23 protein-coding genes are annotated in these 24929 nt (G+C 57.6%); 8 read left to right on the forward strand and 15 right to left on the reverse strand.

What is annotated here, in order from left to right; genetic code table 11:
• Nucleotides 1-17: 17 nt before the first annotated feature.
• A complete protein-coding gene (pirA, locus tag HNI00_RS10875) occupies nucleotides 18-431 on the reverse strand; it encodes an arginine synthesis PII-interacting regulator PirA (protein ID WP_316793213.1) in 414 nt (137 codons plus the stop codon).
• 574 nt (nucleotides 432-1005) lie between these two features.
• Between pirA and HNI00_RS10880 the strand changes: the two genes are divergently transcribed.
• Both HNI00_RS10880 and HNI00_RS10885 read left to right on the forward strand, forming a co-directional pair.
• Nucleotides 1006-1191: a DUF4278 domain-containing protein gene (locus HNI00_RS10880; protein WP_316793215.1), complete on the forward strand. Its 186-nt coding sequence runs from the start codon at nucleotides 1006-1008 to the stop codon at nucleotides 1189-1191.
• Between the two features lie 364 nt (nucleotides 1192-1555).
• Nucleotides 1556-1741 carry a DUF4278 domain-containing protein gene (locus tag HNI00_RS10885; RefSeq protein WP_316793217.1) on the forward strand — a complete coding sequence of 62 codons (186 nt, stop codon included), beginning with the start codon at nucleotides 1556-1558 and terminating at the stop codon, nucleotides 1739-1741.
• 538 nt (nucleotides 1742-2279) lie between these two features.
• Here HNI00_RS10885 and HNI00_RS10890 read toward each other — a convergent pair.
• The 9 genes from HNI00_RS10890 to HNI00_RS10930 form a co-directional block, all read right to left on the reverse strand.
• Nucleotides 2280-2834 (reverse strand): CU044_2847 family protein, encoded by a 555-nt coding sequence (locus tag HNI00_RS10890; RefSeq protein ID WP_316793219.1) that lies wholly within the window; start codon nucleotides 2832-2834, stop codon nucleotides 2280-2282.
• A gap of 280 nt (nucleotides 2835-3114) precedes the next feature.
• Nucleotides 3115-4170: an anthranilate phosphoribosyltransferase family protein gene (locus HNI00_RS10895; protein ID WP_316793221.1), complete on the reverse strand. Its 1056-nt coding sequence runs from the start codon at nucleotides 4168-4170 to the stop codon at nucleotides 3115-3117.
• A 22-nt stretch (nucleotides 4171-4192) separates the two neighbouring features.
• Nucleotides 4193-5146, reverse strand: coding sequence for a LysR family transcriptional regulator (locus HNI00_RS10900; RefSeq protein ID WP_316793223.1), 954 nt, complete (start codon nucleotides 5144-5146; stop codon nucleotides 4193-4195).
• 255 nt (nucleotides 5147-5401) lie between these two features.
• Nucleotides 5402-6343 carry a DMT family transporter gene (locus tag HNI00_RS10905; protein ID WP_316793225.1) on the reverse strand — a complete coding sequence of 314 codons (942 nt, stop codon included), beginning with the start codon at nucleotides 6341-6343 and terminating at the stop codon, nucleotides 5402-5404.
• Nucleotides 6344-6454: 111 nt separating this feature from the next.
• Nucleotides 6455-7717, reverse strand: a complete 1263-nt coding sequence (metK, locus tag HNI00_RS10910; RefSeq protein WP_316793227.1) for a methionine adenosyltransferase — start codon at nucleotides 7715-7717, stop codon at nucleotides 6455-6457.
• 384 nt (nucleotides 7718-8101) lie between these two features.
• Nucleotides 8102-10444 carry a transglutaminase TgpA family protein gene (locus HNI00_RS10915; RefSeq protein WP_316793229.1) on the reverse strand — a complete coding sequence of 781 codons (2343 nt, stop codon included), beginning with the start codon at nucleotides 10442-10444 and terminating at the stop codon, nucleotides 8102-8104.
• Between the two features lie 189 nt (nucleotides 10445-10633).
• Nucleotides 10634-11266, reverse strand: coding sequence for a Uma2 family endonuclease (locus HNI00_RS10920; RefSeq protein WP_316793230.1), 633 nt, complete (start codon nucleotides 11264-11266; stop codon nucleotides 10634-10636).
• Between the two features lie 32 nt (nucleotides 11267-11298).
• Nucleotides 11299-11511 carry a helix-turn-helix domain-containing protein gene (locus HNI00_RS10925; protein WP_172357508.1) on the reverse strand — a complete coding sequence of 71 codons (213 nt, stop codon included), beginning with the start codon at nucleotides 11509-11511 and terminating at the stop codon, nucleotides 11299-11301.
• Between the two features lie 17 nt (nucleotides 11512-11528).
• Nucleotides 11529-11741, reverse strand: a complete 213-nt coding sequence (locus HNI00_RS10930) for a helix-turn-helix domain-containing protein (RefSeq protein ID WP_297082213.1) — start codon at nucleotides 11739-11741, stop codon at nucleotides 11529-11531.
• Between the two features lie 328 nt (nucleotides 11742-12069).
• Here HNI00_RS10930 and HNI00_RS10935 point away from each other — a divergent pair, with 328 nt between their 5' ends.
• Nucleotides 12070-12312, forward strand: coding sequence for a hypothetical protein (locus HNI00_RS10935; protein WP_316793236.1), 243 nt, complete (start codon nucleotides 12070-12072; stop codon nucleotides 12310-12312).
• A 207-nt stretch (nucleotides 12313-12519) separates the two neighbouring features.
• On the opposite strand, the gene HNI00_RS10940 is transcribed toward HNI00_RS10935, so the two are convergent.
• Nucleotides 12520-13089, reverse strand: a complete 570-nt coding sequence (locus HNI00_RS10940; RefSeq protein WP_316793238.1) for a hypothetical protein — start codon at nucleotides 13087-13089, stop codon at nucleotides 12520-12522.
• 464 nt (nucleotides 13090-13553) lie between these two features.
• On the opposite strand from HNI00_RS10940, the gene nrdJ reads away from it, so the two are divergent.
• On the forward strand, nucleotides 13554-15725 hold the full coding sequence (gene nrdJ, locus HNI00_RS10945) for a ribonucleoside-triphosphate reductase, adenosylcobalamin-dependent (RefSeq protein WP_316793240.1): 2172 nt from the start codon (nucleotides 13554-13556) through the stop codon (nucleotides 15723-15725).
• A gap of 46 nt (nucleotides 15726-15771) precedes the next feature.
• Here nrdJ and HNI00_RS10950 read toward each other — a convergent pair whose 3' ends face one another.
• Both HNI00_RS10950 and petP read right to left on the reverse strand, forming a co-directional pair.
• Nucleotides 15772-16869: a Get3/ArsA fold putative tail anchor-mediating ATPase NosAFP gene (locus HNI00_RS10950; protein ID WP_316793242.1), complete on the reverse strand. Its 1098-nt coding sequence runs from the start codon at nucleotides 16867-16869 to the stop codon at nucleotides 15772-15774.
• Between the two features lie 8 nt (nucleotides 16870-16877).
• Nucleotides 16878-17072 (reverse strand): cytochrome b6f subunit PetP, encoded by a 195-nt coding sequence (gene petP, locus HNI00_RS10955; protein WP_316793243.1) that lies wholly within the window; start codon nucleotides 17070-17072, stop codon nucleotides 16878-16880.
• 199 nt (nucleotides 17073-17271) lie between these two features.
• On the opposite strand from petP, the gene hisF reads away from it, so the two are divergent.
• A complete protein-coding gene (gene hisF, locus HNI00_RS10960) occupies nucleotides 17272-18039 on the forward strand; it encodes an imidazole glycerol phosphate synthase subunit HisF (RefSeq protein WP_316793246.1) in 768 nt (255 codons plus the stop codon).
• A gap of 183 nt (nucleotides 18040-18222) precedes the next feature.
• Nucleotides 18223-18558 (forward strand): hypothetical protein, encoded by a 336-nt coding sequence (locus tag HNI00_RS10965; protein ID WP_316793248.1) that lies wholly within the window; start codon nucleotides 18223-18225, stop codon nucleotides 18556-18558.
• A 27-nt stretch (nucleotides 18559-18585) separates the two neighbouring features.
• On the opposite strand, the gene HNI00_RS10970 is transcribed toward HNI00_RS10965, so the two are convergent.
• Complete coding sequence (locus tag HNI00_RS10970) at nucleotides 18586-18963, reverse strand: DUF423 domain-containing protein (protein WP_172354381.1); 378 nt, start codon at nucleotides 18961-18963, stop codon at nucleotides 18586-18588.
• A 621-nt stretch (nucleotides 18964-19584) separates the two neighbouring features.
• On the opposite strand from HNI00_RS10970, the gene cysS reads away from it, so the two are divergent.
• Together cysS and HNI00_RS10980 are read left to right on the forward strand one after the other, a co-directional pair.
• Complete coding sequence (cysS, locus tag HNI00_RS10975; protein ID WP_316793251.1) at nucleotides 19585-21057, forward strand: cysteine--tRNA ligase; 1473 nt, start codon at nucleotides 19585-19587, stop codon at nucleotides 21055-21057.
• 174 nt (nucleotides 21058-21231) lie between these two features.
• Complete coding sequence (locus HNI00_RS10980; RefSeq protein ID WP_316793253.1) at nucleotides 21232-21519, forward strand: MSMEG_0570 family nitrogen starvation response protein; 288 nt, start codon at nucleotides 21232-21234, stop codon at nucleotides 21517-21519.
• Nucleotides 21520-21646: 127 nt separating this feature from the next.
• Here the strand turns inward: HNI00_RS10980 and uvrA are convergent, their stop codons facing one another.
• Nucleotides 21647-24793, reverse strand: coding sequence for an excinuclease ABC subunit UvrA (gene uvrA, locus HNI00_RS10985; protein WP_316793255.1), 3147 nt, complete (start codon nucleotides 24791-24793; stop codon nucleotides 21647-21649).
• Nucleotides 24794-24929: the final 136 nt, after the last annotated feature.

Raw genomic sequence — 24929 nt, forward strand, 5'->3', positions numbered from 1 at the left:
TATCGCAACGCCGAGCGCTACACCAACTGATGCTGCTCTTGCTCAAGCTGGCGAACTAGCGTGTCGTCCCCCTTAGCCCGGGCCACTTCCAGACGACGCTGCAACCGCTCCATCAAGTATTGGTGATGCACCTTCGCCAATTCTTGCTGATCGATCAGGCGGGCGTGAGCATGGGCGATCGCGTGGTGTGCCTCGGGATGGGCAGCCGGACGCACCACCCGCCCCATCGAATTCACTTCGCCCGTCTCGGTTGTTTGATAGGCTACGCCACGATACTGCAACCGATTGACGGGCTGGGGCACAGGCACATGACGGGGATAGCTAAAGTGAAGCTCCCGTCCACGGTAAAGGCCGACGGAGCCAGAGTCTCGCATCTGCATAGGAGGGACAGGCTCCTGCTCATAGTCGTGTCCCCGATACGTTAATCTCATCTGTTCCTCCTAAAGAATTTTGTCGAAATTTTGTCAAGCTTTGGGCTGCTAGTGATTAATCGGGAAATCTGTACTGGCGGAATTAACTGAGAGTCTGTATGAGAATCTGTACGAGAGTGTGTATTTAGTACGCCACTGAACCACTTGAGGGTGCTGGGGAAAGCCAGACCCGGAGGGGCGATCGCCCTCTTGTCAAGATCCTGTTCGAGAGATTCTGTTCGAGTGTATTAACTAAATTTGCGGTCTAACTGTTTGCTCTGTGGTATAGCAATAGCCTTTCAATCTGTATTTTAAGCTACCGTTTGAAGGAAATGTCAAGATTTAGCTAAATTTAATTTCTGCCTATTGCCACCGATTTCCACCCCTCTCCGGCCCCGTGTGAAGGAAGTGCCATTGAGGGAAGTTAAGGCGTGTGCGGGGCGATCGCCCAAAAGTTAAGGATCATCCCTGCCAAAACTCCCTAACTTTTCTGTATCGACCCGCCTGGGGAAACAGCATAAAACTAAGACATAAAGCAACACGCCAGATAGCCCCCACCGCATCTTTCCTGGCTCACTCTCAAGGAGACACAACCATGCAACTCACTTACCGCTCCGTCAACTATGCCTACACCGCTGCCCAACTTGAGGCATCCCGCCAAGCCAACCTGGAATCGATGGATCTGACCTATCGCGGCGCAAAGATTAATCCAGAAACCCCTTCCGCCACACGCTCGCCTGGATTTCCCTTGAAATATCGCGGCGTTGCTTACGGCAGCTAGGTGGTTAGCGCAACCCCACCGCTTCATCTCCAAAACTAGCCCCAGACGTGTCCCGCAAAATTTCCAGCAAACCTGAACCTGTCCCGTTGAACGCGCATTGAGCAAGCCCCCCTCAGCGCAATGCCCCCCTGTTTCAGGTTTGCTTTTTTCTTAAAACTCCTTCCCGCTCCCGGATATCGACAGCAATTGACAGCATTCGCACACATAGCGTATCTATCAGCTTATCTGCTTAGCTTACTTACATAGTCTGTTTGCTGACCTGATTGACACCTGATTGATACCCGATACTTACGGTTCAAGCACGCTGCTTAGCTAGTTTCACGTTAATCGTCTACCATCAACGCTTCGGCTAACAGAGGTCATTATGCAACTTACCTATCGCTTTGCCAGCTACGAATACAGCCCTGAAAAGCCCCAAGGCTCGATAGCTTCTATGCCTGGTGAAAGGATGTATCGCGGCATCAAAGTCCAGACTGCTATTCACGCCGCAACCTCACAGAAGCATGGTGTCCAGAACCTGAAGTATCGCGGCGTAACCTACGAGCAGTAAGCGGTCTGAATGAGGCAGCGCAAGTAGCGCAGCGTGCAAGTCGCCCTGCACTGGCACAAGCGATGCTCGTAACGCCCGCCCAGCGTATCCAAGACGGACATTGCATAGGCGCTTCACGCAATTCTATAGGTTTCACAAGAAGGTTTCACAAGATTTCAAGGAGCAGTCTTAGGGACTGACGCAGTTGGGCGATCTCTCGTGGGTGCAGCCCGCGAGAGATCGTCCAAAACCCAGAAAACTGATCGCGAGTGCGTCAGTCCTGAGTCTTTCAAAGCATTAGGGTGTGTCTTTCTGAAGTCGTCACGTGGTCTAATCACAAAACATTGGTTTGTGTCGAAGAGTGAACGGCCCCCTGGACTCCAGGGGGTTTTTCTTGGCAGGCTAATCGGACGGGCGCTATATTCCTGTCGGGGTTGACCTGTCAGGGTTGATCCGTCGGGGTTAAATGGAGACTGGCGGTGCGTGTGTCCCTTTTGCAGCATGAATCGATTTCGCACCAGCCTCACGCTCATCTCGTAGTAGATCGCTAGGTAGATGGCTAGGAAATTGGGCGCGGCGGCGGCGTGGGTCTACCTGCGTGGCTAGGGCTAGCTCCGTTACCAACTCCATTGGCTTCGCGAGCAGGCGATATCCTCGCTGAGGGGGGTATTTCTCTAGGCAACTGGGATGCCTGAGTTTGGGGCTCCGGGGTCGCGCGTTCGGGAAAAGCACACTCGACCACGATCTTGATGTTGCAACCAGCTGTTCCTGTGGCGATATAGGGCACACCTCCCACACCGCTGACGTTCACCCCAAATTCCAGCGTCACCTTTTTCACATCTGCCATTGCAGCCCCTCGAAAAGCGTTGAGGGTATGCTGCGTATAGGTCTTAATCGTGCTTTCGATGGCTTGGAAGCTCTGCGCTATTTGAGTATTTGGGTTGCCTCGATTCCATCCTTTTGAAGTACGAGACACTTCCTCAGAAGGTTCATTGGGGTATCCGTTTCCGGTTCCACCACCGTTCGTGGGTACATCAATTGCCTGGATATCGTCCGTGGCTTCGACATACAAAATGCTGCCGTCTTCAAGCTGAATGGGTTGTAGTTTTGGCATCTTCAATCCTAGGGGTCACTCCTCGTGTTGCTGCTGGCGATCTGGTGTTTTATGAGAGGGTTTAGTAAACCCAGCAGCAGGGTTCTCGACCGCGAAGCTTGCGTGAAAACACTGACGTAAGAGCTTAGGCGATCGCACTCAAAACACCAGAAAACCGCATTCCGAGCATAGGCCGATTGCGCTGCAACCCGCACGAGAGTCTAACCCCTCATTTAGGCCAAGAATCCTGAGGGCGAGAATCTGGGGGCGAAAATCTGGGGGAGCCGTGAAAACCCCGACCCTAAACGGGGCAGGGGGCGCTGGTGGCCTGTCGCAGGCGGATGAGGGCTTGCCATGCAGAACCCTGGTCGAGCAGTTGTCCTGCAAGGGCGATCGCCTCTGTCAACGTTTCTGCTTTGCCGCCGCGCCACAGATAAAAGCCCGCGTTCCACAGCACCGACTCGCGCAGTTCAGACGGTTTGCCCTGCAACACCTGGAGCATGGCTTCGACTGCGGCGGCGGGGCTGGTCAAGGGGACATTTTTGCCGCCCATGCTGTAATCGTAGGGATGCAGGTGCAGCCGCTCCAGCGCGTCTGGCGACGGGGTGCTAAAGCCGAGGATGGCGGTGCGCTCTCGCGGCAGGTCGCAGCTTCCTTCCAGCCCCTTGACCGTGGTGTAGAGCGGCGTGTTTCGCAGCGCAAAGGCTGCCTGCGCCATGCCTTCGGTAGGGGGATGCACAAAGCCCACGACGACGTGGCTCTGCCCCGCATAGGGCGACCAGATGAGTTCCAGCGTGGCAAAGGGCGGGCGCTTGCCAATCTGATCGCGATATTCCACTAGTGCCTGCGCCAGTGGAAAGTGGGCGGGCATGTAGACGAAGCCCATGCCAGTGCGTTCCAAAACGTCCTGAACTTGGCTAAGGGACAGGCGCGACCAGTCTACGCCCAGCCCAGCCCACAGCGTCACCAGGGGCACGCCCTCTTTGGTGGGCATGATGTCGCCGCCGTGTTGAATGACGGGCTGGTCTGCGGCGAGTAGAATCAGCGTCGTGACCAGGCTCAGCGGCAGCGTGCGATCGCGCCCGTCGTAGGGGGCATTGAGGATGAAAACAGGGCGATCGCCAATCGATTGCAGCTTTGGGCCCAACTCATCATAGGCATCCAGCATTCCTGCCAGTTCTGTCCCCGTGGGGCGCTTGATGCGGTGAGCAATCATGAACGCACCAATCTGAGCGGGCGTTGCCTCTTGCAGCAGCATCATGCGCGTGGCGGCGGCAGATTCTGCGCGGGTCAGGTCTTGGCTGGTGTGGGGGCCGCTGCCGACCTTTCGCAGCAGCGTTCTAAAGGCGTGGCTCATGCCAAAGAGGAGGGAGATGGGATTAGGGGGTCGTCGCGGCCAGGGAGTGCTGGCGGATGCGCTGGGGGAGTTGGGACAGGATCAGGTTATAGAAATGGCGGATTGGGGGAATTTGCAGGCGATCGCTCGTCGTCACCATCACCACCTGGCGCGTCAGGGGGGGATCGGTCAGGGCGGCGTTTGCATCGGGCGCAATCGGGCGAACGGCCAGCGCTGGATCGTCGTAAGCCTCGATCAGCGCCGATTCGGGCAGGAGGGCCAGCATGTCGCCCTGGCGCACCACGCCGCGAAAGGCATCAGGCGTATTTAGCTCCAGCGCAGCCCGCAGCGGCGTTCCCCGGCGGGTAAACTGCTCCTGCACAATCCGCTGCATCCCGTAGCCGTCCTTGAACACAACCTGCGGATAGCGGGCCAGGTCTGCCCAGGGCACTGCGTCGCAGCTTGCCAGGGGATGATCGGCCGCCATCAGCAGCTTAATTGGTTCGTCATAGAGAACTTCCACCACGATTTCTGGACTACTGGCCACAAAGCGGTTGTTCATCACGATCGCCAGATCCACCAGCCCATCACGCAGCACTTTCAATGCGCGATCGCTCCCCAAGGCCGTTACTCGCAGTTGCACCTCTGGATAATCCTGACAAAACTGTTGCAAGACAGGCGGCAGCGAATAGGCGCAGAGGGAGTGAATCGCCGCTACGCAGAGTTCTGGCTGTTTGCCCGCCCGCAGTTCTCCGAGTTCCTGGGTGGCGTTCGCCCATTCCTGGCAAATTTTGCGAACCCGGGGCAACAGGCGATCGCCCGCTACCGTCAGCTTGGCCTGGGTGCTGCGGTGAAACAACGACATTCCCAAGTCCGATTCCAGAGATTGAATCTGGCGGCTCACGGTGGATTGCGTCACGCCACAGCGCAGCGCCGCCTGCTGAAAACTACCCGTTTCTGCCACTGCCAAAAATGCCTTCAACTGCTCTAGGCGCATTGCTTTTTGCCCCTTGCACTCTGCCCCAGATTGGTTTAACGATTTGCGTTAACGATTCGCGATGTTCGTCGCGGTCTTTGGGAGTAAATGTGACTCAGTAAATGTGATTCAGATAACATTATCCCCAAGTTGCTTTGACCTTAGCGGATTTGGGCAGGGGGTTCCGTAGAAGCGGATACAAGACGGAACGCGATGGGCTTTTGAGACTCGATATCAGTGACTCGATATCGGTGACTCGATATCAGTGACTCGATATTAGGCGCTCAGTTTTGCCTGATTCTTGGCGCGTCGCTCAGTCTGAATGGTTTGCACTGCGTTTATCGTCAGCGCGACCAAAATCAGCACCATGCCCAGTCCTTCTACACCGCTGGGGCGCTCGCCCAGTTGCAGCCACGCCGCCAGCACGCCAATCACCGGAGCCGCCAGCGTAGATAATCCCGCCGTGCCCACGGGTAAGTTGTTTAGCGCATAGAACCACAGGAGCCAGGCGATCGCCGCTGCGGGTACGGCATTATAGAGCAGCGCTGCGATGAACGTGGGCGACCAGACAATCGGCTGAGTGGGGATCATCCAGGCGGCGATCGCCAGCGGAATGCTGCCAAACAGCATTTGCCATGCCGACATCGAGAGCAGGTCTAGCTGTTGGTCCCGTTGCAACACCCGCGCCAGCACAGCGCTAATGGCCCAGCAAATACCCGCGCCCACGGCAATGATCTTGCTGCCCAACCCGCTCGACAAATCTAGCGGCATCAGCACCAGCAGCAGCCCCGTCACGGCCATGCCGACACTCAACCACTGCGATCGCCTCAGGGTTTCTTTCAGGAAAATCCACGAAAACAACAGCAGCCAAAACGGCATGGTATAGTTCAGCACGGCCGTTTTGCCCGCGCCCCCATTCACCAGCGCCCAGGTAATTAGCCCCACGGTTGCAGTGTTTTGCATGAGTCCCAGCAAAATTGTCCCCGGTACGGCCTTGGGCTTTAGCGGCTTTCGCAGGGCAATCAATGCCAGAAATAGACTCAGCGCCCCCAACACCAGCCGCAGTGCCGCAAAGTCGAGCGCCGACGCATAGGCAATGCCAATTTTCATCACGACCCAGTTATAGCCCCAGATCATCGTCAGCACGAGCAGGGACAGAAACGCAGCGCGATGGTTTTGAGAGGACGTTGGCGACGACTTTGGCAGCGATTTCGGCATCAGTAGAAAACCCGACAGCGTAAGAACAACCTGACTAGGCAGGATGTCACTTTACCCTATCGAGCGCAGGACGAAAAGCGTCAGCCCTGAAGGAACTGCTTGCCGCAAGACTTAGCTCAACATGCCAGACAGCAGTGCCCCGGCTGCCTGCTTTAGCGCGTCTACCTTGTCAAGCTGTTCCCACGGCAAATCTAGATCTGTGCGGCCAAAGTGACCGTAGGCCGCGACATCCTGGTAGAACCGTCCGCCCCGTTCGGCAGGCAGTCGGCTCAGGTTATAGGTCTGGATGATGCCCGCCGGACGCAGTTCAAAGTGCTGTTTCACCAGTTCCAGCAGACGCTCATCGTCGATCTTGCCCGTGCCAAAGGTGTCTACCATGATGCTGACGGGACGCGCCACGCCAATCGCATAGCTCAACTGCACTTCGCACTTGTCTGCGAGTCCGGCTGCGACGATATTTTTGGCGGCGTGGCGGGCGGCGTAGGCAGCGCTGCGATCGACCTTGGTGGGGTCTTTGCCAGAAAACGCGCCGCCGCCGTGGCGAGAATAGCCGCCGTAGGTGTCCACGATGATTTTGCGACCCGTCAGCCCCGAATCGCCCTGGGGCCCGCCAATCACAAATTTACCCGTGGGGTTCACCAAAAAGCGCGTACCGCTGTCGGGCTTGATAGCGATGTCCGAAAAGATGGGCTGTACGACAATTTGCCAGAGGTCTTCCCGAATTTTGGCTTGAACCGCTGCCGGGTCGGTGATGTCGTCGATGGTTTCCGTGTGCTGCGTAGAGACGAGAATGGTGTCAATGCCAACAGGGCGACCGTCTTCGTAACTGACTGTGACCTGGGTTTTGCCGTCGGGACGCAGGTAGGGGATCTGACCCGACTTTCGCACAGCAGCGAGGCGGCGCGAGATGCGGTGGGCCAGGCTGATTGGCAACGGCATGAGTTCCGGCGTTTCGTTGCAGGCAAAGCCAAACATCAATCCCTGGTCGCCCGCGCCGATTGCGTCGAGTTCTTCTTCACTGCGCTGCGATCGCTGCTCATGGGCCTTGTCTACACCCTGGGCGATGTCGGGCGACTGGGCATCGAGCGCCACCAGCACCGCGCAGCTATTGGACGAAAAACCGTTGACCGAATCGGTGTAGCCAATTTCTGCGATCTTTTGGCGGACGAGATCAACGTAGTTCACGGTGCCTTTGGAGGAAATTTCTCCGGTGATTAGCACCAGACCCGTATTGACGACGACTTCTGCGGCGACTCGGCTGCTGGGATCTTGGGTCAACAAGGCATCGAGGATCGAGTCCGAGATCTGGTCACAGATTTTATCGGGATGGCCTTCGGTAACAGATTCTGATGTGAATAGATAGCGACGGGACAAGGGAAACGACCTCTCTAACGTAGGATGGAACTGAAAAGACGGGATAGAGAATGCTGGGCCAGCAGCCGTGAATGCAGGAAGCGTAATGACTCAGAGGCACTTGGCAAGAAGAATCGAGGTGCAAGGGCGAGAGCGGACACGGGGCGATGCAAGAGGCTATCTGAGGAGAATATCACAGATTGAATATCGCATCGCACATTATAATTCCCCATTCTCCACCGGGAATTGCATGTTTCAAATCTTTAATCTCCGTTTCTGTTTTGGATGGCGGCTTCTCAGTTTATCCGAATGGCTGGGTTAAATGACCTGAGACGTGCCAGTTTCGAGGGGAATGCTTCAAGGAAGTGACCCTAGCAGCGTCTAGACCAGAGTCTAGGACAGAGTTTAGGACAGAACTTTTCTGCGCGATGGGCCTCGGAAGCGGGCGGGGAGCGATCGCCCCTTTTGTTTCACCTGGTGCAACCGCTGGCGCAAGCGAGATAGATCCCCCACCTGGCCGCCATAGCGCCACGTTACGTAGGACTGAGCAATCTGGTAGATCAGTTCCCCGTGGGCGGGCTGCTGTTGCTGGGCAGTGCGGGCAAACTCCAGGGGGGTATCGCTGGGGGCCTTGCGGATGTGCTGTTCGGCGAGCCAGCGCAGCATCTCCTGATAGAGCGCCTCCGCCGGAGCCAGGGACTTCAACCAGCGGCGATCGCGCCAGGCCGTCCAGCCGCTCCAGCCCAGCCAGCCCAAAAATGCCGCCACCGTGAGGCCCATCAGCCCCGTCAGCAGCCCCACCCAGCCCTGCGTAAACCAGCGAGTTAGGGTAGACATAGCCCAGCCAAAGCCCTGGGCGATCGCCTCTAGCAGCCCGTTCAAAAAGCCCGACACCGGAGAGGGCAGCCAGCCCGCGATCCATTCCCAGAATTTCTTCAGCGCGGCGAACACCTGCGACTCTTCGACCGAGGTGGGGATCACGTCTCCGCCGGGAATTGGGTTAAAGGCAAACCAGCCATATTTGTGGAAATAGACCTCCGTCATGGCAAAGGCATCGGTGTTTCGCACCACGTAATAGCCCGTGAAAGGATTGAACTCGCCCGCGCCAAAGCCCACCACCAGCCGCGCCGGAATGCCAAGGGAGCGCAGCATGACGGTTAGCACCGTAGAAAAGTGGTCGGGATAGCCGCCTTGGTACTTGTAGAGAAATGCCTCGACCAAATCCTCGTTTTCTTCCAAAAACGGCAGATCGGGCAAAATACGATAGTTTTGCTTGAGATATTGCGCTAGGTAGAGGGCTTTTTCGTAGGGCGCGGTGATTGGCGTGGGCGACTTGGCCAGCGCCTCTTCTGCGGTCTGGCGGATGCGGAGGGCGATCGCCGCTGGCACGCCTAGATAATAGTCAGTGATGTTGGACGGGTTGACGGTCGTGGCATTCCGCAACTGGGTGCGATCGCGAAAGGGCACTTCCGACACCACGGTATAGGTCAACCCCTGGGACAGCGGAATGGGCGATCGCAGCGCACCTTCGGGATCGATGGCAATTTGCCGCGTGGGAAAGTAAAGCTCCTTGGCTTCATAGAGGGCGGGCACTAGGTTGGGTAAATCTGCAACTACAGTAAAGGTCTGAATTACTTCCCGCGTCTGGTTCAGCGTCACCGACCAGGGCAGAATTTGGCGATAGGTCCAGGGCGATCGCTCTAGCACCTGCACGTCGTTTTCCCCATCCCGCGACACTTCCCAGCCCTGCCCCGTATAGCGGTCGAACGCCATCACGCGCCAAAAGCCCTCGGACTGCGATCGCACGCGCATCACCACCTTTGGGGTCAGCGAGCCGCGCAGATTTTGGTTCATCTGGCGATTAAAGCCATAGTAAAAATCTGCATCCACTTCGCCCGGCCCGCCCTGCACATTGCCGTTTACGCCCATGCCGCTGCCCGTGCTGGCGCGACCGTCGCGCACATAGCCAGGGTTGATAATCGTGCCGCCGTCAAACTGGCCTTCAAACTGGATGGGCGCACTGACCGGAAACGCCCGCAGTTGATAACCCGGAAGGCGGGGCAAAAAGGCAAAAATCACCAGCCCCAGCGCCAGCGTAATGCCCAGCACGCCTGCCAGCGGCCGCAGCGGCAAGCTCTGGCGAATGCGCCGCATCGTCTTGGGAGCAACCCCAAGCTGAGAGCGATAGTCTAGCACTAGCGCCGGAATGCCCAGAGCCACAAAGGCAATCAGCAGCGGCGCAAACCAGAAGGTCTGGCTGAGAGTGGCCGCCACGCCCATCAAGATCAGCCCGATCACAATGGAATAGCCCAGGTCTTTGCGGCGCGGCAGGTCAAAGCTGTGAAAGACCTGAAGCTGAATCAGCAGTTCCGCTAAGGCCATGCGCGTGTCGTTGCGCTCTGCCACCAGCCGCACAAAAAAGACCGCCAGGGCAATCAGCATGGCGATCGCAATACAAAATTTCACCGGGATATTGCGGCTGCGGCGACGCGACCAACTCCAAGCTCCGCCCACCGCGCTCATCGGCACGGCCCACAGACTTACGCCCAATGCATCGGTCGTGTCTGCCGCTGACACATCTACCGCAATAATGCCGACGATCACCATCGCCTGCACCAGCACCCGCAGCGGCAGCGAATCTTCTGGCGGCTCCGAGGAATCCAAATCGCCAAGCCGCCGCTGCATCTGCGCCCAGAGCGCTTTGCCGTTCAACCAGTTACCCCGCCGCTGCGAAACCGGATTCGCCATGCTGTTCTGCTAACCCTCAAGCTGTTCTGATACCCGTTCTAGCACTGGTCTTCCCGGAATGGCTTCTAGACAGCGCTATTTGCAAACGAGATGAGTGCCAACGCCAGCGCAACGCATCAAACAATGTTCTACTAGGCGGCGCTGACGGCTATATACGTTATGCCACGCGGACCGTCGCCTACAAGGAGATTAGCGAGTTACATGACGGCGTGCCCACTGGCGGATGGCTTGGCGCAGGGCGCGTCGTCCTTCTGATCGATGCGCTTCGATGATCTGCGGCAGTTCACGGATGGGCAGTTGGGGTAGCGCCAGACTCCGCTCTGCTTCTGCATAGTCCCCCGATTGCAGGTGGTAGATCTTCAAGTTGCCGTCGTCGTAGCACCAGAGTTCGGGCACGCGCAGCCGAGCGTAGATGGGGAAGCGATCAAGGGATTTGTTGGTCATGTCAATCTCTAGCGCCAGGTCGGGTGGCGGGTCTTGGCGCAAGTCTAGATCGGTTCTGCCGCGCACGGCGGGTTCGTTTTGAAAGTAAAAGCAGTTGTCAGGTTCCAGCCCGGCCCTCTGGAGGCGATCGCGCCATGTGGTAGAGCCATAGCTTTCGTAGTTCAGCGCTAGCTCGTCGGCCATGTCTTTCACCGCGTCGCCAATCACCTCTTTGAAATATCCGTGTTCCAGTAGCGGGGTCATGATCTCCAGCGTGCCGTTGTTGTAGGCGATACGGGCAGAACGGCGATCGCCCAGGTCTTCCAGCAGCCGCTCAAACTGCTCCCAGCTAATGTTGTGTAGAAAAACGCGATCGGCGCGATGGGAGGTGGCCACCATTGGGAGAGGGATGGAGGATGAATGCGCTGCTTCTATTCTTCTAGTATTTCAACTAGATCTTCGATCGACACGTCGAAGGCGATCGCCAGCCTGCGAATTGCCGTGTAATCAGTCATGGTCATTGCGTCGCGCTGCACGTAGTTTTTGACGGTGCTGTAGTTCAGTCCGGCGCGTTCGGCAACTTCTCGGAGCGTCCAGCCCCGCTGCTCTGCAAATTCTCGAATTCTCAGCCGAATTAGCCCCATGTAGCGAGATAGTCGCCTTATTCCTCCAGAATTTCTACCAGGTCTTCGATCGACACGTCGAAGGCGCGAGCTATCTTGAACACAGCGCTCAGATCAACCGTATTCAGCATGTCTCGCTGCACGTAGCTTCTCACCGTGTTGTAGTTCACACCTGCATAGTCAGCGACTTCTTTCAGCGTCCAGCTTCTCTGCTCGGCTAGCTCTTTGATGCGAAGTCTGACATAACCCATGTTTTGCTTGACACCGTTGCGTATGCAACATATGATTTCGACATGCCAATGATGCGTATGCAACGAAGGCATATTTTGAGAGAGAAGGGCGATCGCTTTTCTCTCTCTCCTCTACAGGTGCAATAAGTTCTGTTTGCCAGATCGCCAGGTTTGATCCCCCCTGACCCCCCTTATTAAGGGGGGAACCGAGCCGTTCCGGAAGTCCGCCTTAACAAGGGGGGAACCGAGCCGCTCCGGAAGTCCCCCTTATTAAGGGGGATTTAGGGGGATCTCCACCGATCGCACTGAGGATAAACTTTGCACGCCCTACCTTATTTCAGGTGACATCATGATAACTCCAAAGTCTGTACCCGATTTGCTTCGGGTGCCTGTTCCTGCTGTGCCAAACGGTCAGCAGCCCGTTCGCATTCTGATTTGCGGCGTGCTGCCCGGTGTAAATCATATTGTGCATCAGCTTCATGTCCGGCGCTTTGCCGAAGCGGGCGAATGGTCGCCGCCGCTGCCGTCGCCTGTGGAGGACGAAGTGATCCGCATTTTGGTGCGCTATTGGTCAGGAGAGCGATTCCTGTAGGGAACGTGCGCCGCACCACTTGCGCGAACGCTTCGCGAATCGCCCGTTGCGTCCATAGCTAGGAAATATTGCCAGAGCGACTGCAAAAAAATCAGTTGGGTCGGTCGCGCCTTCCCAACTGAAATCCAAGTATTCAGGGCTATTCAGGGCTATTCAGAACCTTGTGCTGACCCACGGGCTGCTAAGCCGAGTTTCCCTAGAACAGGCTTATCGACCCGCATTGCAGACCCGACTCAGCATGGTTCTTGTCGCTTGCGACTGGGGCCGCTGGGCCGCGCCAAAGCTGCCCCTTGCATCTGCAACCCGCCAGGTTCCATCGCAGGCCGTCATGGCTCGGCGTAGCTCCTGCCCCAGTCGATAGTCGAAGACATAGCTCCCTTGCTGAACCAGTCGAATGGAACTCAAGTCGAGATACACTGCCTGTCCGCCCACTGCTTCACCGAGATATTCCCAGTTCGTGGCGACAGAATTGCAGACTCGATTCAGCATGTTGCGCGTGGCTTGCGACTGTGGCCGTATCAGGGGTTCAGCATCGCCATTCCGATTAAACACCTGCCAACGCCCATCGCAGGGGGTGTATGCAGACCGTTGATCTCGACCAATTTGATATCGGAAGAAGTAGCCGCCTCGTCCGTGGGACTGGATAGAATCCAAATCCAGGTAAACGTCTTCTCCAGTCACGGCAACGCCCTGATATTCCCAGTTGGCGGCGATCGCTGGAGTGGCCACACTGCCTGCCAGCGTCAGGGCGATCGCCGTAGAAATGAACTTTCGCATCTTGATCTCCTCAGGTTTGGTCGCTCACCTGGCGTTTGGCTCAGATGAGGCGCGATTGCGCTGTAGCGTGGATACTACGCAGCAATGATTCTTTTCGGAGAGTTAATAGCCGAGCTGCCAAAGATTCCCCCTGTGGGTACTGGGTTTCAGATTGTGCCCAGGGGCGATCGCCCTGACGAAATTCCCCAATAAAATCCCCTAAAGAAATGACCCTTGGGGAAGCACTGCCGGAAAATCTTGAATTTTCAAACCTGAGCGTATATAGTGTAATGCCTAGAAGCAACCCGCTATAATGGCACTACATATTGAGGGTGTGATATTCAGACGGTAATTCTAGACGGTGACATTAGGTGACATTTGAAGGGGTGCCCGCTGGGTTTTCCAGTGCCTTTGCAAGATTTTTTACACCGCTTTACGCAACGATTCCACAACCTCAGTCCACGACACATACGAGCGATCGCCCTATGGTTCAAAACATCGAACGGCCCAGCCAAACCAGCCCCTTCCCTGCGTCTGCGCCCGCTGCCAACCCCGTGTTCTACCGTACCTACAGCCGCCGGGGAGAAAAGGCAGAAGGGCGGCGCGAAACCTGGGACGATGTGTGCGATCGCACCCTCAGCGGCATCATCAAGCTGGGCAAGCTGACCGACAGCGAAGCCGACCTGCTCCGCCGGATGCAGCACCAAGTCAAGAGCTTGCCCTCCGGCCGCTGGCTGTGGGTGGGCGGCACGGCCTGGGCCGATCGCCCCGAAAACTTTTCCGGCGCTTACAACTGCACCAGCACCAACGTCGTAGACTGGCGGGCCTTTGGGCTGATGATGGATCTGGCCATGATGGGCTGCGGCACGGGCGCGGTGCTGGAGCCAAAGTACATCAACCAACTGCCCGCCATTCGCAACCGCCTCCACACCATCATGCAGGGCGAAATCGGCAGCACCCCGGCGGAGCAGCGGCAGGGTGAAACGACGGTGACTTGGGAGGGCGATCGCGTCTCGATTCGCGTGGGCGACAGTCGCCAGGGCTGGGTCAAGTCCTATCAAACCGTGCTGGAACTCTCCACCGATGAGCGGTTTAACGGCGAAGTCACCGTCACCATCGACCTCAGCGACGTGCGTCCGGCGGGCGAACGGCTGAAGGGCTTTGGCGGCGTGGCAAATCCCATCCGGCTGCCCCAGCTTTATGAACGATGCGCGGCGATTTTGAACAAAGCCCTCGGCCGCCAGCTCAACTCCATCGAGTGCTGCCTGCTAATCGACGAGGCCGCCGCCTGCGTTGTTGCTGGAAACATCCGCCGCTCTGCTGGGATGCGCCAGTTCGACAGCGAGGATGAGTTGGCCAAAACGGCCAAGGACAACCTCTGGATGCAGGATGCTGAGGGCAACTGGCGCATCGACCCCGAACGCGACGCACTCCGCATGGCGAACCACACCCGCGTCTTTCACCGCAAGCCGACGCTGGAAGAATGCACCGAAGCCGTCCGCAAGCAATACTACTCTGGTGAAGGTGCGATCCAGTGGGCAGGAGAAGCAGAACGTCGTGCCCAGGGCGAGGGCCGCTATGGATTAAACCCCTGCGGCGAAATAATCGGCGAAAACTTCCACTGCAACCTGGCGGAAGTTCACCTGAATCAGCTCGATCCGTTTGATTTCAAACAGCAGGAAGAAGCCTTCACCGCTGGAGCGCTCTCCGTTGCAGCCCTGCTGAATCATCACTTTACGGAGCCGCGCTACCAGCAGTCGCGAGAAGAAGACCCAATCGTGGGCGTGTCCTTTACCGGGCTATTTGACTTCTTTGTGCAGGCGTTTGGCGTGGAGTGGCTGCGCTGGTGGGCCCAGGGCCGCCCCGACACAGTGAAAGGGCTAGAGTTTAAGGAGAAGGAGCGGCAATACCTGAGCTACTGGAAAGACATTGTGCATCGCGTGGTGTGGGACTACTGCGATCGCCACCAGCTTCGCCGCCCCAACCGCTGCACCACCGTCCAGCCTGCGGGCACAAAATCCCTGCTGACGGGCGCATCTCCCGGCTGGCACCCGCCCAAGGCCCAGCGCTTTATCCGCCGCATCACCTTCCGCAAGAATGATCCCGTAGCGCTGGCCTGCCTCGACTACGGCTACAGCATTGTGCCGTCGCAATCCGACAAAGACGACGACGGCAACCTGCTGAACGACCCGTTTGACCCGCGCTGCACCGAGTGGCTGGTGGAAATTCCCGTGGAGGTTCCCTGGGCTAACCTGCCCGGAGCCGATGAAATCGAAATTGAGAAATTTAGCGCCCTGGCCCAGTTCGATTTCTACATGCAGGTGCAGCAGCACTACACCGCGCACAACACCAGCGCCACCATCGAGCTAAACGAAGACGAAATCGAGCCACTGGCCCAGGCGATTTATGGGGCGATCGCCCAGGATCAGGGCTACATCAGTGCTGCCTTGCTGGCCCGGTTCAATGCGCCCTTCCCCCGGTTGCCCTTCGAGAAGATCGATCGCGCCACATACCTGAAGCTCCAGCGCGAAGTCCAAGAGCGGCAGCGCACGGCCGACTTTTACGCAGCCCTAGCCCGCTACGATTCCGGGGAACTAGTGGAAGCGGGCCCTGCCGGATGCGACAGCGACAAGTGCATGTTGCCGGAGCAAAAGTAAGATCTGGAAAATCTGGGCGGCTCCTAGCTGCCCTAGAACGAAATAATCAAAACGAAATAATCAAAAAGCTGTCCTGAAACTTAGCGCCCGTCACCTGGCGGCCGCTGAGTTCGGGCGGCAGGGCGATATTGCGGCGCTGGTCGCCTGCTTCGACGGTGACTTCCGGGCCAGACTGAATGAGCTTCACCTGAGTTTTGTCGAAACCGGGAAGGAAAAGAGCCACCTTGCGCTCGGCAATATTGACGGCGATCGCCCTAGGAGCCTGACTTGCTTGGGTAAAGTCGGGCAGGGCCTCGATCAAAGGCTGCCAGTCTTGCCCTGGATAGTTTGGCAACGCAGTCACCGGGAGCGGCGCAAACTCCGGGGCGATCGCACTCCCGTCAGACGACTGATTGAGAATCACGCCGCCCACGGTCAGCCCCACCTGCTGGGCACTGCCCCAGAGATACTTGGCAGTGGCGATCGCCGCCGCATCCTGCGTCGTTACCAAGTAGGCAGCAACACGGCTGGGATCATTGACCGCCGCTTTGCCCCGCTCCAGGAGATTATTGCTCTGCTGCATCGCGGGCTGGTCAAACAAATCGCCCGACCAGTTCACATTTAGCACCGCAGCGGCAACAGGCTGCACAAAGGGCGACACAGCTTTCCACAGGTCAGAATCCGCCACCACCTTGCGGAAACGGCGGAAATACCAGGTGGCGATTTCCGGCATCCCCAGCATCCGCAGCGTAGACAAGTCCCCTGCGCCGTCGTACACAATAACCTCATACTTGCCGCTGCCGTCAAATTCCCGCAGGGCATTCAGCGCCAGCGCCCCGTCCATTCCCGGCAGGATGCCCAATTCCTGACCGTAGACCGCTTTGAGAATCGGTGTGCGGAGGTACTGCGCTTCCTGACGCTTGAGTTCCTCCCAACTGGACTCCATCAGCGCGGTAGATTGCAGGTGGACAGCGCTCAAATTTGCGCCAATCTCCTGGGGCGTTGCGCCGACGGATGCGCCCAGCAGCAGACCAAAGGCGGGGCCGGGGTCTTGTCCCACCAGCAGCGTCCGCTGACCCTGCAACGCGAATTGCTTCGCAGCGGCGATCGCCACGGTCGTCCGTCCGGTTCCGCCTTTGCCCAAAAACGTCAGGATGAAACTCATGCGTCTCCCTAAGAAACGACCTCTAGCTCGTCTTCAAAAAACCAGGTGGAAAACTTGTCATCAAACTGCACAACGACCCCGATGCCGCTGCCATCCGTCATTTTGAAATCTTGAACCTCGCCCACTTGCCCCAGGTGCTTTACTACCGCTTGACCCGTGCGATCGCGCAACCGACGAACCCGAACCTTTTGACCAATTTGCATCTCGACACTCAACGATCGGCAAACAATTAGCCAGTGTATCAGTCTATTGCGCTGTATTGCGCCCCATTTAAGCGATATTGTGGTGACTTGGTGGCGCTTTTTCTCAAGTCAGCGCAGGGTTGAAGTTTGGGCAGAGAAATTTCGTCGAATGTTTGCTGAATTTTTGTGGACTCTTCAATATCTTCAATAGGCGATCGCAATGCTGGCAAAACGAATCTTGCCTTGCCTGGATGTGAAGGCGGGGCGCGTGGTGAAAGGCGTGAACTTTGTCAACCTGCGGGATGCGGGCGACCCCGTGGAACTGGCGCAGGTCTACAACGATGCCGGAGCAGATGAGCTCGTGTTTCTAGACATCACCGCCACCCACGAAGACCGCAACATCATCTATGACGTGGTGTATCGCACGGCGGAGCAGGTGTTTATTCCGCTGACGGTGGGCGGCGGCATTAGCTCCCTAGACACCATCAAGCAACTGCTGCGGGCAGGAGCCGATAAGGTGAGCATCAATTCCTCAGCCGTGCGCGACCCAGAGTTCATCAACCGGGCGAGCGATCGCTTTGGCAATCAGTGCATCGTTGTCGCCATCGATGCGCGACGGCGAACCGATCCCAACAATCCCGGCTGGGATGTCTACGTGCGCGGCGGGCGAGAGAATACGGGGCTGGATGCGCTCACTTGGGCCAAGGACGTGGAACAGCGCGGCGCGGGGGAACTGCTGGTGACCAGTATGGATGCAGACGGCACGCAGGCGGGCTATGACCTGGAACTGACACGGGCGATCGCCGAACAGGTGCAGATTCCAGTCATTGCCTCCGGCGGAGCGGGCACCTGCGCCCACATTCACGAAGCGCTGACCGAGGGCAAGGCAGAGGCGGCGCTGCTGGCATCGCTGCTACACTACGGCCAGCTTACGGTTGCCGAGATTAAGGAGTATTTGAAGGGACAGCAGGTGACGGTTAGGGGGTGATGGGAAGAACGAAAAACGAAAAACGAAGAACGAAAAACGAAAAACGAACCTCTTCCCTCTTCGTTTTTCTCTCTTCGTTTTTCTCTCTTCCCTCTTCCCAAAATCTCTAGGTCACCTTAAGAGACACTTTTCTGAGGAACTGTTACAATGTGAAATATTACAAAACGTTACATTCCTATAAGAATGATTTTTATTCTGTTCATCGTCGTAGCGCTGGTGGCATGGGCACTGCACCTTATGCAGGAAGCGCTTGACCGTAAAGAGTTTTCGCTGATGCTGGCGGGCTTTTTGGTGTCGATGGCGGCAGCGGCGCTGGTCGCGGTGTATTTCCTGGTGGGCCACTTCGTCGGCTATATGGATCAGATGTCCCAACGGGCCGAGTGGACAGAACAATATTACGAAACCGCAGAGTTCGTGTTTCCCAATGAGCTAATTGTGGAAGAGCCAATTGTGAACTATGCAGGAATGACGGACGCAGCCCGACGCTTCCAGGGCGCGATTTCTGCGGTTCACCCCTGAGCTTGTCTGAGCTTTGCAGCGCGGGTTCTACTTTAAGCTAAGGGCGGCGATCGCCAAGCAGCCCCAGCCCACCATCAGCGCAGTGCCCCCAATTGGCGCAACGGCTCCCAGCACTTTCACACCGCTGAGGCTGAGGGCGTAGAGGCTGCCAGAAAAGATCAGCGTCCCCGCAACAAACGCCCATCCCGCCGCGTTCAGCCAGCCTAGCCCCGCTTCTGCCCGCAGCAGCAATAGCCCCACCAGCAGCAGCGCCAGCGCGTGATACATCTGATAGCGCGTGCCCGTTTCAAAAATTTCCAACATGCGATCGCTCAGTTTGGGCCGCAGCGCGTGGGACCCGAAGGCTCCAGCAGCCACAGACAGCCCGCCGAGAATAGAGGCGATCGCCAGAAAGATTTGGCTCATAGACATCTGGTTCATAAGTCCTAGCTGAAAACTCAATACAAGCTTTGGATACAAGCCTTGGATCAATTCTTCCAAGCGGCGCTGATGGGCGCATCCCAGTTCTGCAAGTTTGCCCTCATCCCCCAGCCCCTTCTTCCAAAGATGTACCTGCGCTAGCTAAGTGGCACTCAGAATGAACTGCCAGAAGCCCCGCACCAACTAGCTAGGCAGTGTCTTAAACCTTTCTAGCTCGTTGATTGCCTTGAGTCGATCCCCCTAAATTCCCCTTATTCAGGGGGACTTCCGGAGTAGCTCGTCTCAGTTCCCCCCTTTTTAAGGGGGGCTAGGGGGGATCAAAATTCAGGGGGACTTCCGGAGTAGCTCGGCTCAGTTCCCCCCTTTTTAAGGGGGGCTAGGGGGGATCAAAATTCAGGGGGACTTCCGGAGTGGCTCGGCTCAGTTCCCCCCTTTTTAAGGGGGGTTAGGGGGGATCAAAGGGTTTAAAGCACACCCTAGCAATCCAAAATCCAAAATCCAACATCCACACCAATTGCACCGTAGCAGGTTCTCAGCGTTTAGCTCAAGCGCGGCTCTATCTGCAATACAATTTGATGGTTTAGATGTCCTGCGATAAAGCCTTCCATGTCTCTCCGTTTGTATAACACCCTGACGCGACGAGTCGAGCCGTTTGAGCCGCTGGAACCCGGCGTGGTCAAGATGTATGCCTGCGGCGTGACGGTATACGACTACTCGCACGTGGGCCATGCGCGGAACTATATCGCCTGGGACACGCTGCGGCGCTATCTGCTGTGGCGCGGCTACGCGGTGAAATACGTGCAAAATTTCACCGATATTGACGACAAAATCATCCGGCGATCGCACCAGGAAAACGTGCCCTGGAACGTCATCACCGAAACCTATATCCAGGCATATCTGGACGACATGGATCGGCTGAACATCCGCCGCGCCGACGTATATCCCAAGGCCACCGAAGTTGTGCCGCAGATTGTCGAGTTCATCCAGTCGCTAATCGATCGCGGCTATGCCTACGAATCCGGCGGCGACGTATACTACGCTGTCGAAAAATTTCCCAGCTACGGCAAACTGTCGGGACGCAGGCTCGACCAGATGGAAGCCGGGGCCAGCGGCCGCGTCGATGAGGAAGCGGCGAAAAAGCACCATCCCCTAGATTTTGCTCTGTGGAAGGCGGCAAAGCCCGGTGAGCCGGAGTGGGATTCGCCCTGGGGCAAGGGACGACCCGGCTGGCATATTGAATGCTCGGTGATGGTGCGCGAGGAACTGGGCGACAGCATCGACATCCACACAGGCGGGCAAGACCTAATCTTTCCGCACCATGAAAACGAGATCGCCCAGTCGGAGGCGGCGCTGGCCAAGCCCCTGTCGCGCTTCTGGCTGCACAACGGCTTTGTGAATATCAGCGGCGAAAAAATGTCGAAGTCGCTGGGCAATTTCACAACGATTCGCCAAATGCTAGAGAGCGGCTTTGACCCGATGGTGCTGCGGCTGTTTGTGCTGCAAGCGCAATATCGCAAGCCGATTGACTTTACCGAAGAGGCGATCGCCTCTGCCCAAAACGCCTGGGACACCCTGACGGAGGGGCTGCGGTTCGGCTATCGGCACGGCGCAGCGCTGGGATTTGGCCAGGGAGAAGCCACCGCGCTCAATGCCCCCCCAGCCCCACCAATTGCGACTGCAAGCGAGGCCGTGCAGCGCTTTCAGGCGGCGATGGACGACGACCTGAATACGCCCGTGGCGCTGGCGGTGCTGTTTGAACTGGCCAAAGAGTTGCAAAAAGAGGGCAACCGCCTCACCCACGACGGCAAAACCTTGGCAGAACCCGCCGCACTGCAAGCCCAGTGGCAAACGCTGGTGGCGCTGGCAGAGGTGCTGGGGCTGGCCGTTTCGCCAGACGCACCACCGGAACCCGATGGACTCAGCGATGTAGAAATCGAAGCGCGGGTGCAGCAGCGGGCGGCGGCAAAACAGGCGAAAAACTGGGCCGAGGGCGATCGCATTCGAGACGAGCTAAAAGCCCAGGGCATCACGCTCATCGACAAACCCGGCGGCGTAACGGAATGGATTCGGGGAAGCTGAAGTGTGTCGAGTCGGGTGTATCAGTCTGTTCCCTGAACTCCGCGATACAGATAGAAGCAGATGAATGCGGTACGAGTACGATAGGAGAGATGCCGAATGCCTAGCTCGATCGCTCGACTGGCTGCTTCAGCCCAGCCTCCAAATTTCCCCCTTCTCACCCCTGATCCTTTGCCAATGCCAGAGCTTCGTTTTCAGATTGAGTGGCCAGACGGCTCCCAGGAGCTTTGCTATTCGCCGTCCCTGGTCATTAAGGACTACTTTACCCCAGATCAGGTTTATCCTTTGGCAGACTTTTTGGAGCGATCGCGCACCGCGCTGCATATTGCCAGCGATCGCGTCCAGGCCAAATATGGAATGCCCTGTAGCCTCGCCCTAGGGCAGCTTTCCAAGCTTGAGCAAAAGGCGACACAGTACGCCAATCTGCCAGAACCGCAGGTCAAGGTGCTGAAGTTTGTGGAATAGCCGGACTGGATTTTGGATTGGCGATGCTGAACTTTGGTAGAACTAATCCAACCTCACGAATCCAACCTCACGAATCCAACCTCAACGAATCCAACCTCAACGAATTCAGACTCTGTTACTAGAACCTTTACTTCGCGGGGGGATGCTGCGCCAGCACTTTCTTGAGATATTGCCCGGTATAGGATTCAGGAACTTCAGCGACCTGCTCTGGCGTGCCCACGGCGATGATCTGCCCGCCGCGATCGCCCCCCTCTGGCCCCAAGTCAATCACCCAGTCGCAGCAGCGGATTACATCCAGATTGTGTTCAATCACCAGCACGGTGTTGCCCATGTCCGTCAGGCGTTGCAGCACGTCCAATAGCTTGTGGACATCGTAGAACGACAGGCCAGTGGTCGGTTCGTCGATCAGGTACAGCGTCTTGCCCGTGGCGCGGCGCGAGAGTTCCGTCGCCAGCTTTAGCCGCTGCGCCTCGCCGCCAGAGAGCGTCGGCGCGGTCTGCCCCAGCCGCACATAGCCCAGCCCCACGTCCACCATCGTTTGCAGCTTCGCCGACGCTTTGGGAATATTCTCGAAGTATTCCAGCGCCTCCTCTGCCGTCATGTTCAGCACGTCGGAAATCGACTTGCCCTTATATTTCACTTGCAGGGTCTCCCGGTTATAGCGGGCCCCCTTACACACCTCACACTGCACGTACACATCCGGCAGGAAGTTCATTTCGATCACGTTTACGCCCTGCCCGCCGCAGGCCTCGCAGCGCCCGCCCTTGACGTTGAAGGAAAACTGTCCCGCCTTATAGCCCCGCGCCTTGGCCTCAATCGTTTCGGCAAACAGGTCGCGGATTACGTCAAATACACCCGTGTAGGTGGCAGGGTTGGAGCGCGGCGTGCGGCCAATCGGCGACTGGTCGATGACAATCGCCTTGTCGAGGGCGGCAAGGCCCTGCATTTCCGCCATTTCCTTGGGCTGGGGGACTTTACGCCCAAAGTGATGTTGCAGCGCGGGATAGAGCAGTTCGTTAATCAGCGTCGATTTGCCAGAGCCAGAGACACCCGTAACGCAGACGAATTTTCCAAGCGGAATATCGACATCTAGGTTTTTTAGATTATTGCGGCGGGCATTGCGGATTTTGAGGCTGCGGCTATTGCCCTTGCGGCGTTCCGCAGGCGTTTGAATGACGCGCCGCCCAGACAGGTACGCGCCCGTCAGCGAGTCCTCTGCCTCCAGCAGGTTTTGCAGCGAGCCGTGGGCCACAATGTTGCCGCCATGAACGCCTGCGCCGGGGCCAATGTCCACCAGGTAATCGGCGGCGCGAATGGTGTCTTCGTCGTGTTCCACCACGATCAGCGTGTTGCCTAGGTCGCGCAGGCGGTTGAGCGTGTGCAAGAGGCGATCGTTATCGCGCTGGTGTAGCCCAATGCTGGGTTCGTCTAGGACGTACAGCACGCCCGTCAGGCCAGAGCCGATTTGTGTGGCCAGGCGGATGCGCTGGGCCTCGCCGCCGGAAAGGGTCATCGCCGTGCGATCCAGCGTCAGATAGTCCAGCCCCACATCCAGCAAAAATTGCAGCCGCGCCCGGATCTCCTTCAGCGCCAAGTCGCCGATCTGCGCCTGCCGGGGCGTTAGCTGCATCTGGTTGACCCGGTTGAGGCATTCGCGAATTGAAACACTGGCCAGATCTTTCAGGCGATATTGCCCCAGGCGGACGGCTAGGGCTTCTGGCTTGAGGCGATCGCCCCCACACACCTCACAGGGCTGGTCGATCAGGTATTGCTCCAGCTTTTGCTTGAACTGCTCCGATGTGGACTCTCGATACTGGCGATCAAGCATGGGCAGCACGCCCTCATACTTGCGGTAATAGCCCTTGGTGTCTCGATAGCGCGAGTCCGACTCGATGTAGATTTTCTCGTCGCTGCCGTGCAGAATGACGTGCTGCTGGTCGGGGGTTAGCTTTTCCCAGGGGGTCTGGATTTCAAAGCCAAACGCCTGTCCGACGCTGTAGAGCAGCGAGAAGTAGTAGGTGTTGTCGCGCTCTGACCAGGGGGCGATCGCCGCATACACAGGCAGGCTTGGGTCAGGAACGACCAGTTCCGCCGAGAAAGTCCGCAGCGACCCCAGCCCGTGGCAATGGGGACAGGCTCCGTAGGGCGAGTTGAAGGAAAACAGACGAGGCGACAGCTCCTCCATCACCGCGCCGTGTTCCGGGCAAGCAAAGTTTTCGGAAAACAGCAGTTCTAGCTGGTTTTTGGGCGTGTCTTGTTCCAAATCCACGCCATAGCGCCCCGCGGGTTCCGCCGCCATCCCCGGCAGCACGGGCAGTTGCAGGTCAGGCTTGGTTGGAAACTGCACGACGTTATCCACGTCCGGCAGCGTCGCGTCGATGATGGCGATGCCCTCTGATCGTTTCAGGCAGGTCGAAAGCGAGTCCACCAGGCGTTCTTGAATGTTGTCCTTTTTAATCAGGCGATCGACGACGATTTCAATGTTGTGGAACTGGTTTTTGTCGAGTTCGATATTGTCGCTGAGTTCGCGTACCTCGCCATCGACGCGCACTCGCACGAAGCCCTCCGCCGCCAGCCCCGACAGCAGTTTCTTGTGCGTCCCCTTTTTGCCGCGCACCACGGGCGCGAGAATCTGAAACTTGGTGCGGTCAGGCAGGGTCATCACCTGATCCACCATCTGGTCGATGGTTTGCGGCGCAATGGAGCGATCGCACTGGGGGCAATGCGGCTCCCCCGCCCGCCCATAGAGCAGCCGCAGATAGTCGTAAATTTCCGTGACGGTTCCCACTGTGGAGCGCGGGTTGTGGGAGGTGGATTTCTGGTCGATGGAGATGGCGGGGCTGAGGCCCTCGATCGCGTCTACATCGGGCTTGTCTACCTGGCCGAGAAACTGGCGGGCGTAGGCGCTGAGGGACTCTACGTAGCGGCGCTGCCCCTCGGCAAAGATCGTGTCAAAGGCCAGCGACGACTTGCCCGACCCCGACACGCCCGTAAACACGATCAGGCGATCGCGCGGCAAGTCCAGATCCACGTTCTTCAGGTTATGCTGACGAGCGCCGCGAATCCGGATTGTGTTTTGGGGATTGGCAGCGGAACCCGGCTGGGCGATTCCCGAAGCGATCCCTTCGCGAATTGCCGTCAGTTTGACCGATTCAGACAGGTTCCTAGACAGGTCCTCAGACAGGTCTTGGGAAACCGGAGCGTGCCCATTCGCAGACTCGCCCGAAGAATCGACTTTTTTCCGGCGCTTAGCAGTGTCGGCACGTTGAGGCATAGGGGCTGGGGCTGGCAGGCGAAACCACAGGCGAAACCATTCTTAACATTCTACCGCTCCTGGATGGGTGCACGGCTGATTCACCGGAGCGATTCAGAGAATCTGCTGAGAACGATTTGCAACGCTTGTCCATCCT

Origin of the sequence: Thermoleptolyngbya oregonensis NK1-22 (genome assembly GCF_032705245.1) — a bacterium.
In the GTDB taxonomy this organism is placed as follows: Bacteria; Cyanobacteriota; Cyanobacteriia; order Elainellales; family Elainellaceae; genus Thermoleptolyngbya; species Thermoleptolyngbya sichuanensis.

What these genes read in the sequence shown, in the direction of transcription:
- HNI00_RS10970 (WP_172354381.1), bottom strand. Translation starts at nt 18,963, where the DNA reads ATGAGCCAAATCTTTCTGGCGATCGCCTCTATTCTCGGCGGGCTGTCT.
- nrdJ (WP_316793240.1), top strand. Translation starts at nt 13,554, where the DNA reads ATGGTTCAAAACATCGAACGGCCCAGCCAAACCAGCCCCTTCCCTGCG.
- HNI00_RS10890 (WP_316793219.1), bottom strand. Translation starts at nt 2,834, where the DNA reads ATGCCAAAACTACAACCCATTCAGCTTGAAGACGGCAGCATTTTGTAT.
- HNI00_RS10930 (WP_297082213.1), bottom strand. Translation starts at nt 11,741, where the DNA reads ATGGGTTATGTCAGACTTCGCATCAAAGAGCTAGCCGAGCAGAGAAGC.
- HNI00_RS10900 (WP_316793223.1), bottom strand. Translation starts at nt 5,146, where the DNA reads ATGCGCCTAGAGCAGTTGAAGGCATTTTTGGCAGTGGCAGAAACGGGT.
- HNI00_RS10915 (WP_316793229.1), bottom strand. Translation starts at nt 10,444, where the DNA reads ATGGCGAATCCGGTTTCGCAGCGGCGGGGTAACTGGTTGAACGGCAAA.
- HNI00_RS10935 (WP_316793236.1), top strand. Translation starts at nt 12,070, where the DNA reads ATGATAACTCCAAAGTCTGTACCCGATTTGCTTCGGGTGCCTGTTCCT.
- HNI00_RS10950 (WP_316793242.1), bottom strand. Translation starts at nt 16,869, where the DNA reads ATGAGTTTCATCCTGACGTTTTTGGGCAAAGGCGGAACCGGACGGACG.
- HNI00_RS10980 (WP_316793253.1), top strand. Translation starts at nt 21,232, where the DNA reads ATGCCAGAGCTTCGTTTTCAGATTGAGTGGCCAGACGGCTCCCAGGAG.
- HNI00_RS10925 (WP_172357508.1), bottom strand. Translation starts at nt 11,511, where the DNA reads ATGGGGCTAATTCGGCTGAGAATTCGAGAATTTGCAGAGCAGCGGGGC.
- petP (WP_316793243.1), bottom strand. Translation starts at nt 17,072, where the DNA reads ATGCAAATTGGTCAAAAGGTTCGGGTTCGTCGGTTGCGCGATCGCACG.
- uvrA (WP_316793255.1), bottom strand. Translation starts at nt 24,793, where the DNA reads ATGCCTCAACGTGCCGACACTGCTAAGCGCCGGAAAAAAGTCGATTCT.
- HNI00_RS10895 (WP_316793221.1), bottom strand. Translation starts at nt 4,170, where the DNA reads ATGAGCCACGCCTTTAGAACGCTGCTGCGAAAGGTCGGCAGCGGCCCC.
- HNI00_RS10965 (WP_316793248.1), top strand. Translation starts at nt 18,223, where the DNA reads ATGATTTTTATTCTGTTCATCGTCGTAGCGCTGGTGGCATGGGCACTG.
- cysS (WP_316793251.1), top strand. Translation starts at nt 19,585, where the DNA reads ATGTCTCTCCGTTTGTATAACACCCTGACGCGACGAGTCGAGCCGTTT.
- hisF (WP_316793246.1), top strand. Translation starts at nt 17,272, where the DNA reads ATGCTGGCAAAACGAATCTTGCCTTGCCTGGATGTGAAGGCGGGGCGC.
- HNI00_RS10885 (WP_316793217.1), top strand. Translation starts at nt 1,556, where the DNA reads ATGCAACTTACCTATCGCTTTGCCAGCTACGAATACAGCCCTGAAAAG.
- pirA (WP_316793213.1), bottom strand. Translation starts at nt 431, where the DNA reads ATGAGATTAACGTATCGGGGACACGACTATGAGCAGGAGCCTGTCCCT.
- HNI00_RS10940 (WP_316793238.1), bottom strand. Translation starts at nt 13,089, where the DNA reads ATGCGAAAGTTCATTTCTACGGCGATCGCCCTGACGCTGGCAGGCAGT.
- HNI00_RS10905 (WP_316793225.1), bottom strand. Translation starts at nt 6,343, where the DNA reads ATGCCGAAATCGCTGCCAAAGTCGTCGCCAACGTCCTCTCAAAACCAT.
- HNI00_RS10880 (WP_316793215.1), top strand. Translation starts at nt 1,006, where the DNA reads ATGCAACTCACTTACCGCTCCGTCAACTATGCCTACACCGCTGCCCAA.
- HNI00_RS10920 (WP_316793230.1), bottom strand. Translation starts at nt 11,266, where the DNA reads ATGGTGGCCACCTCCCATCGCGCCGATCGCGTTTTTCTACACAACATT.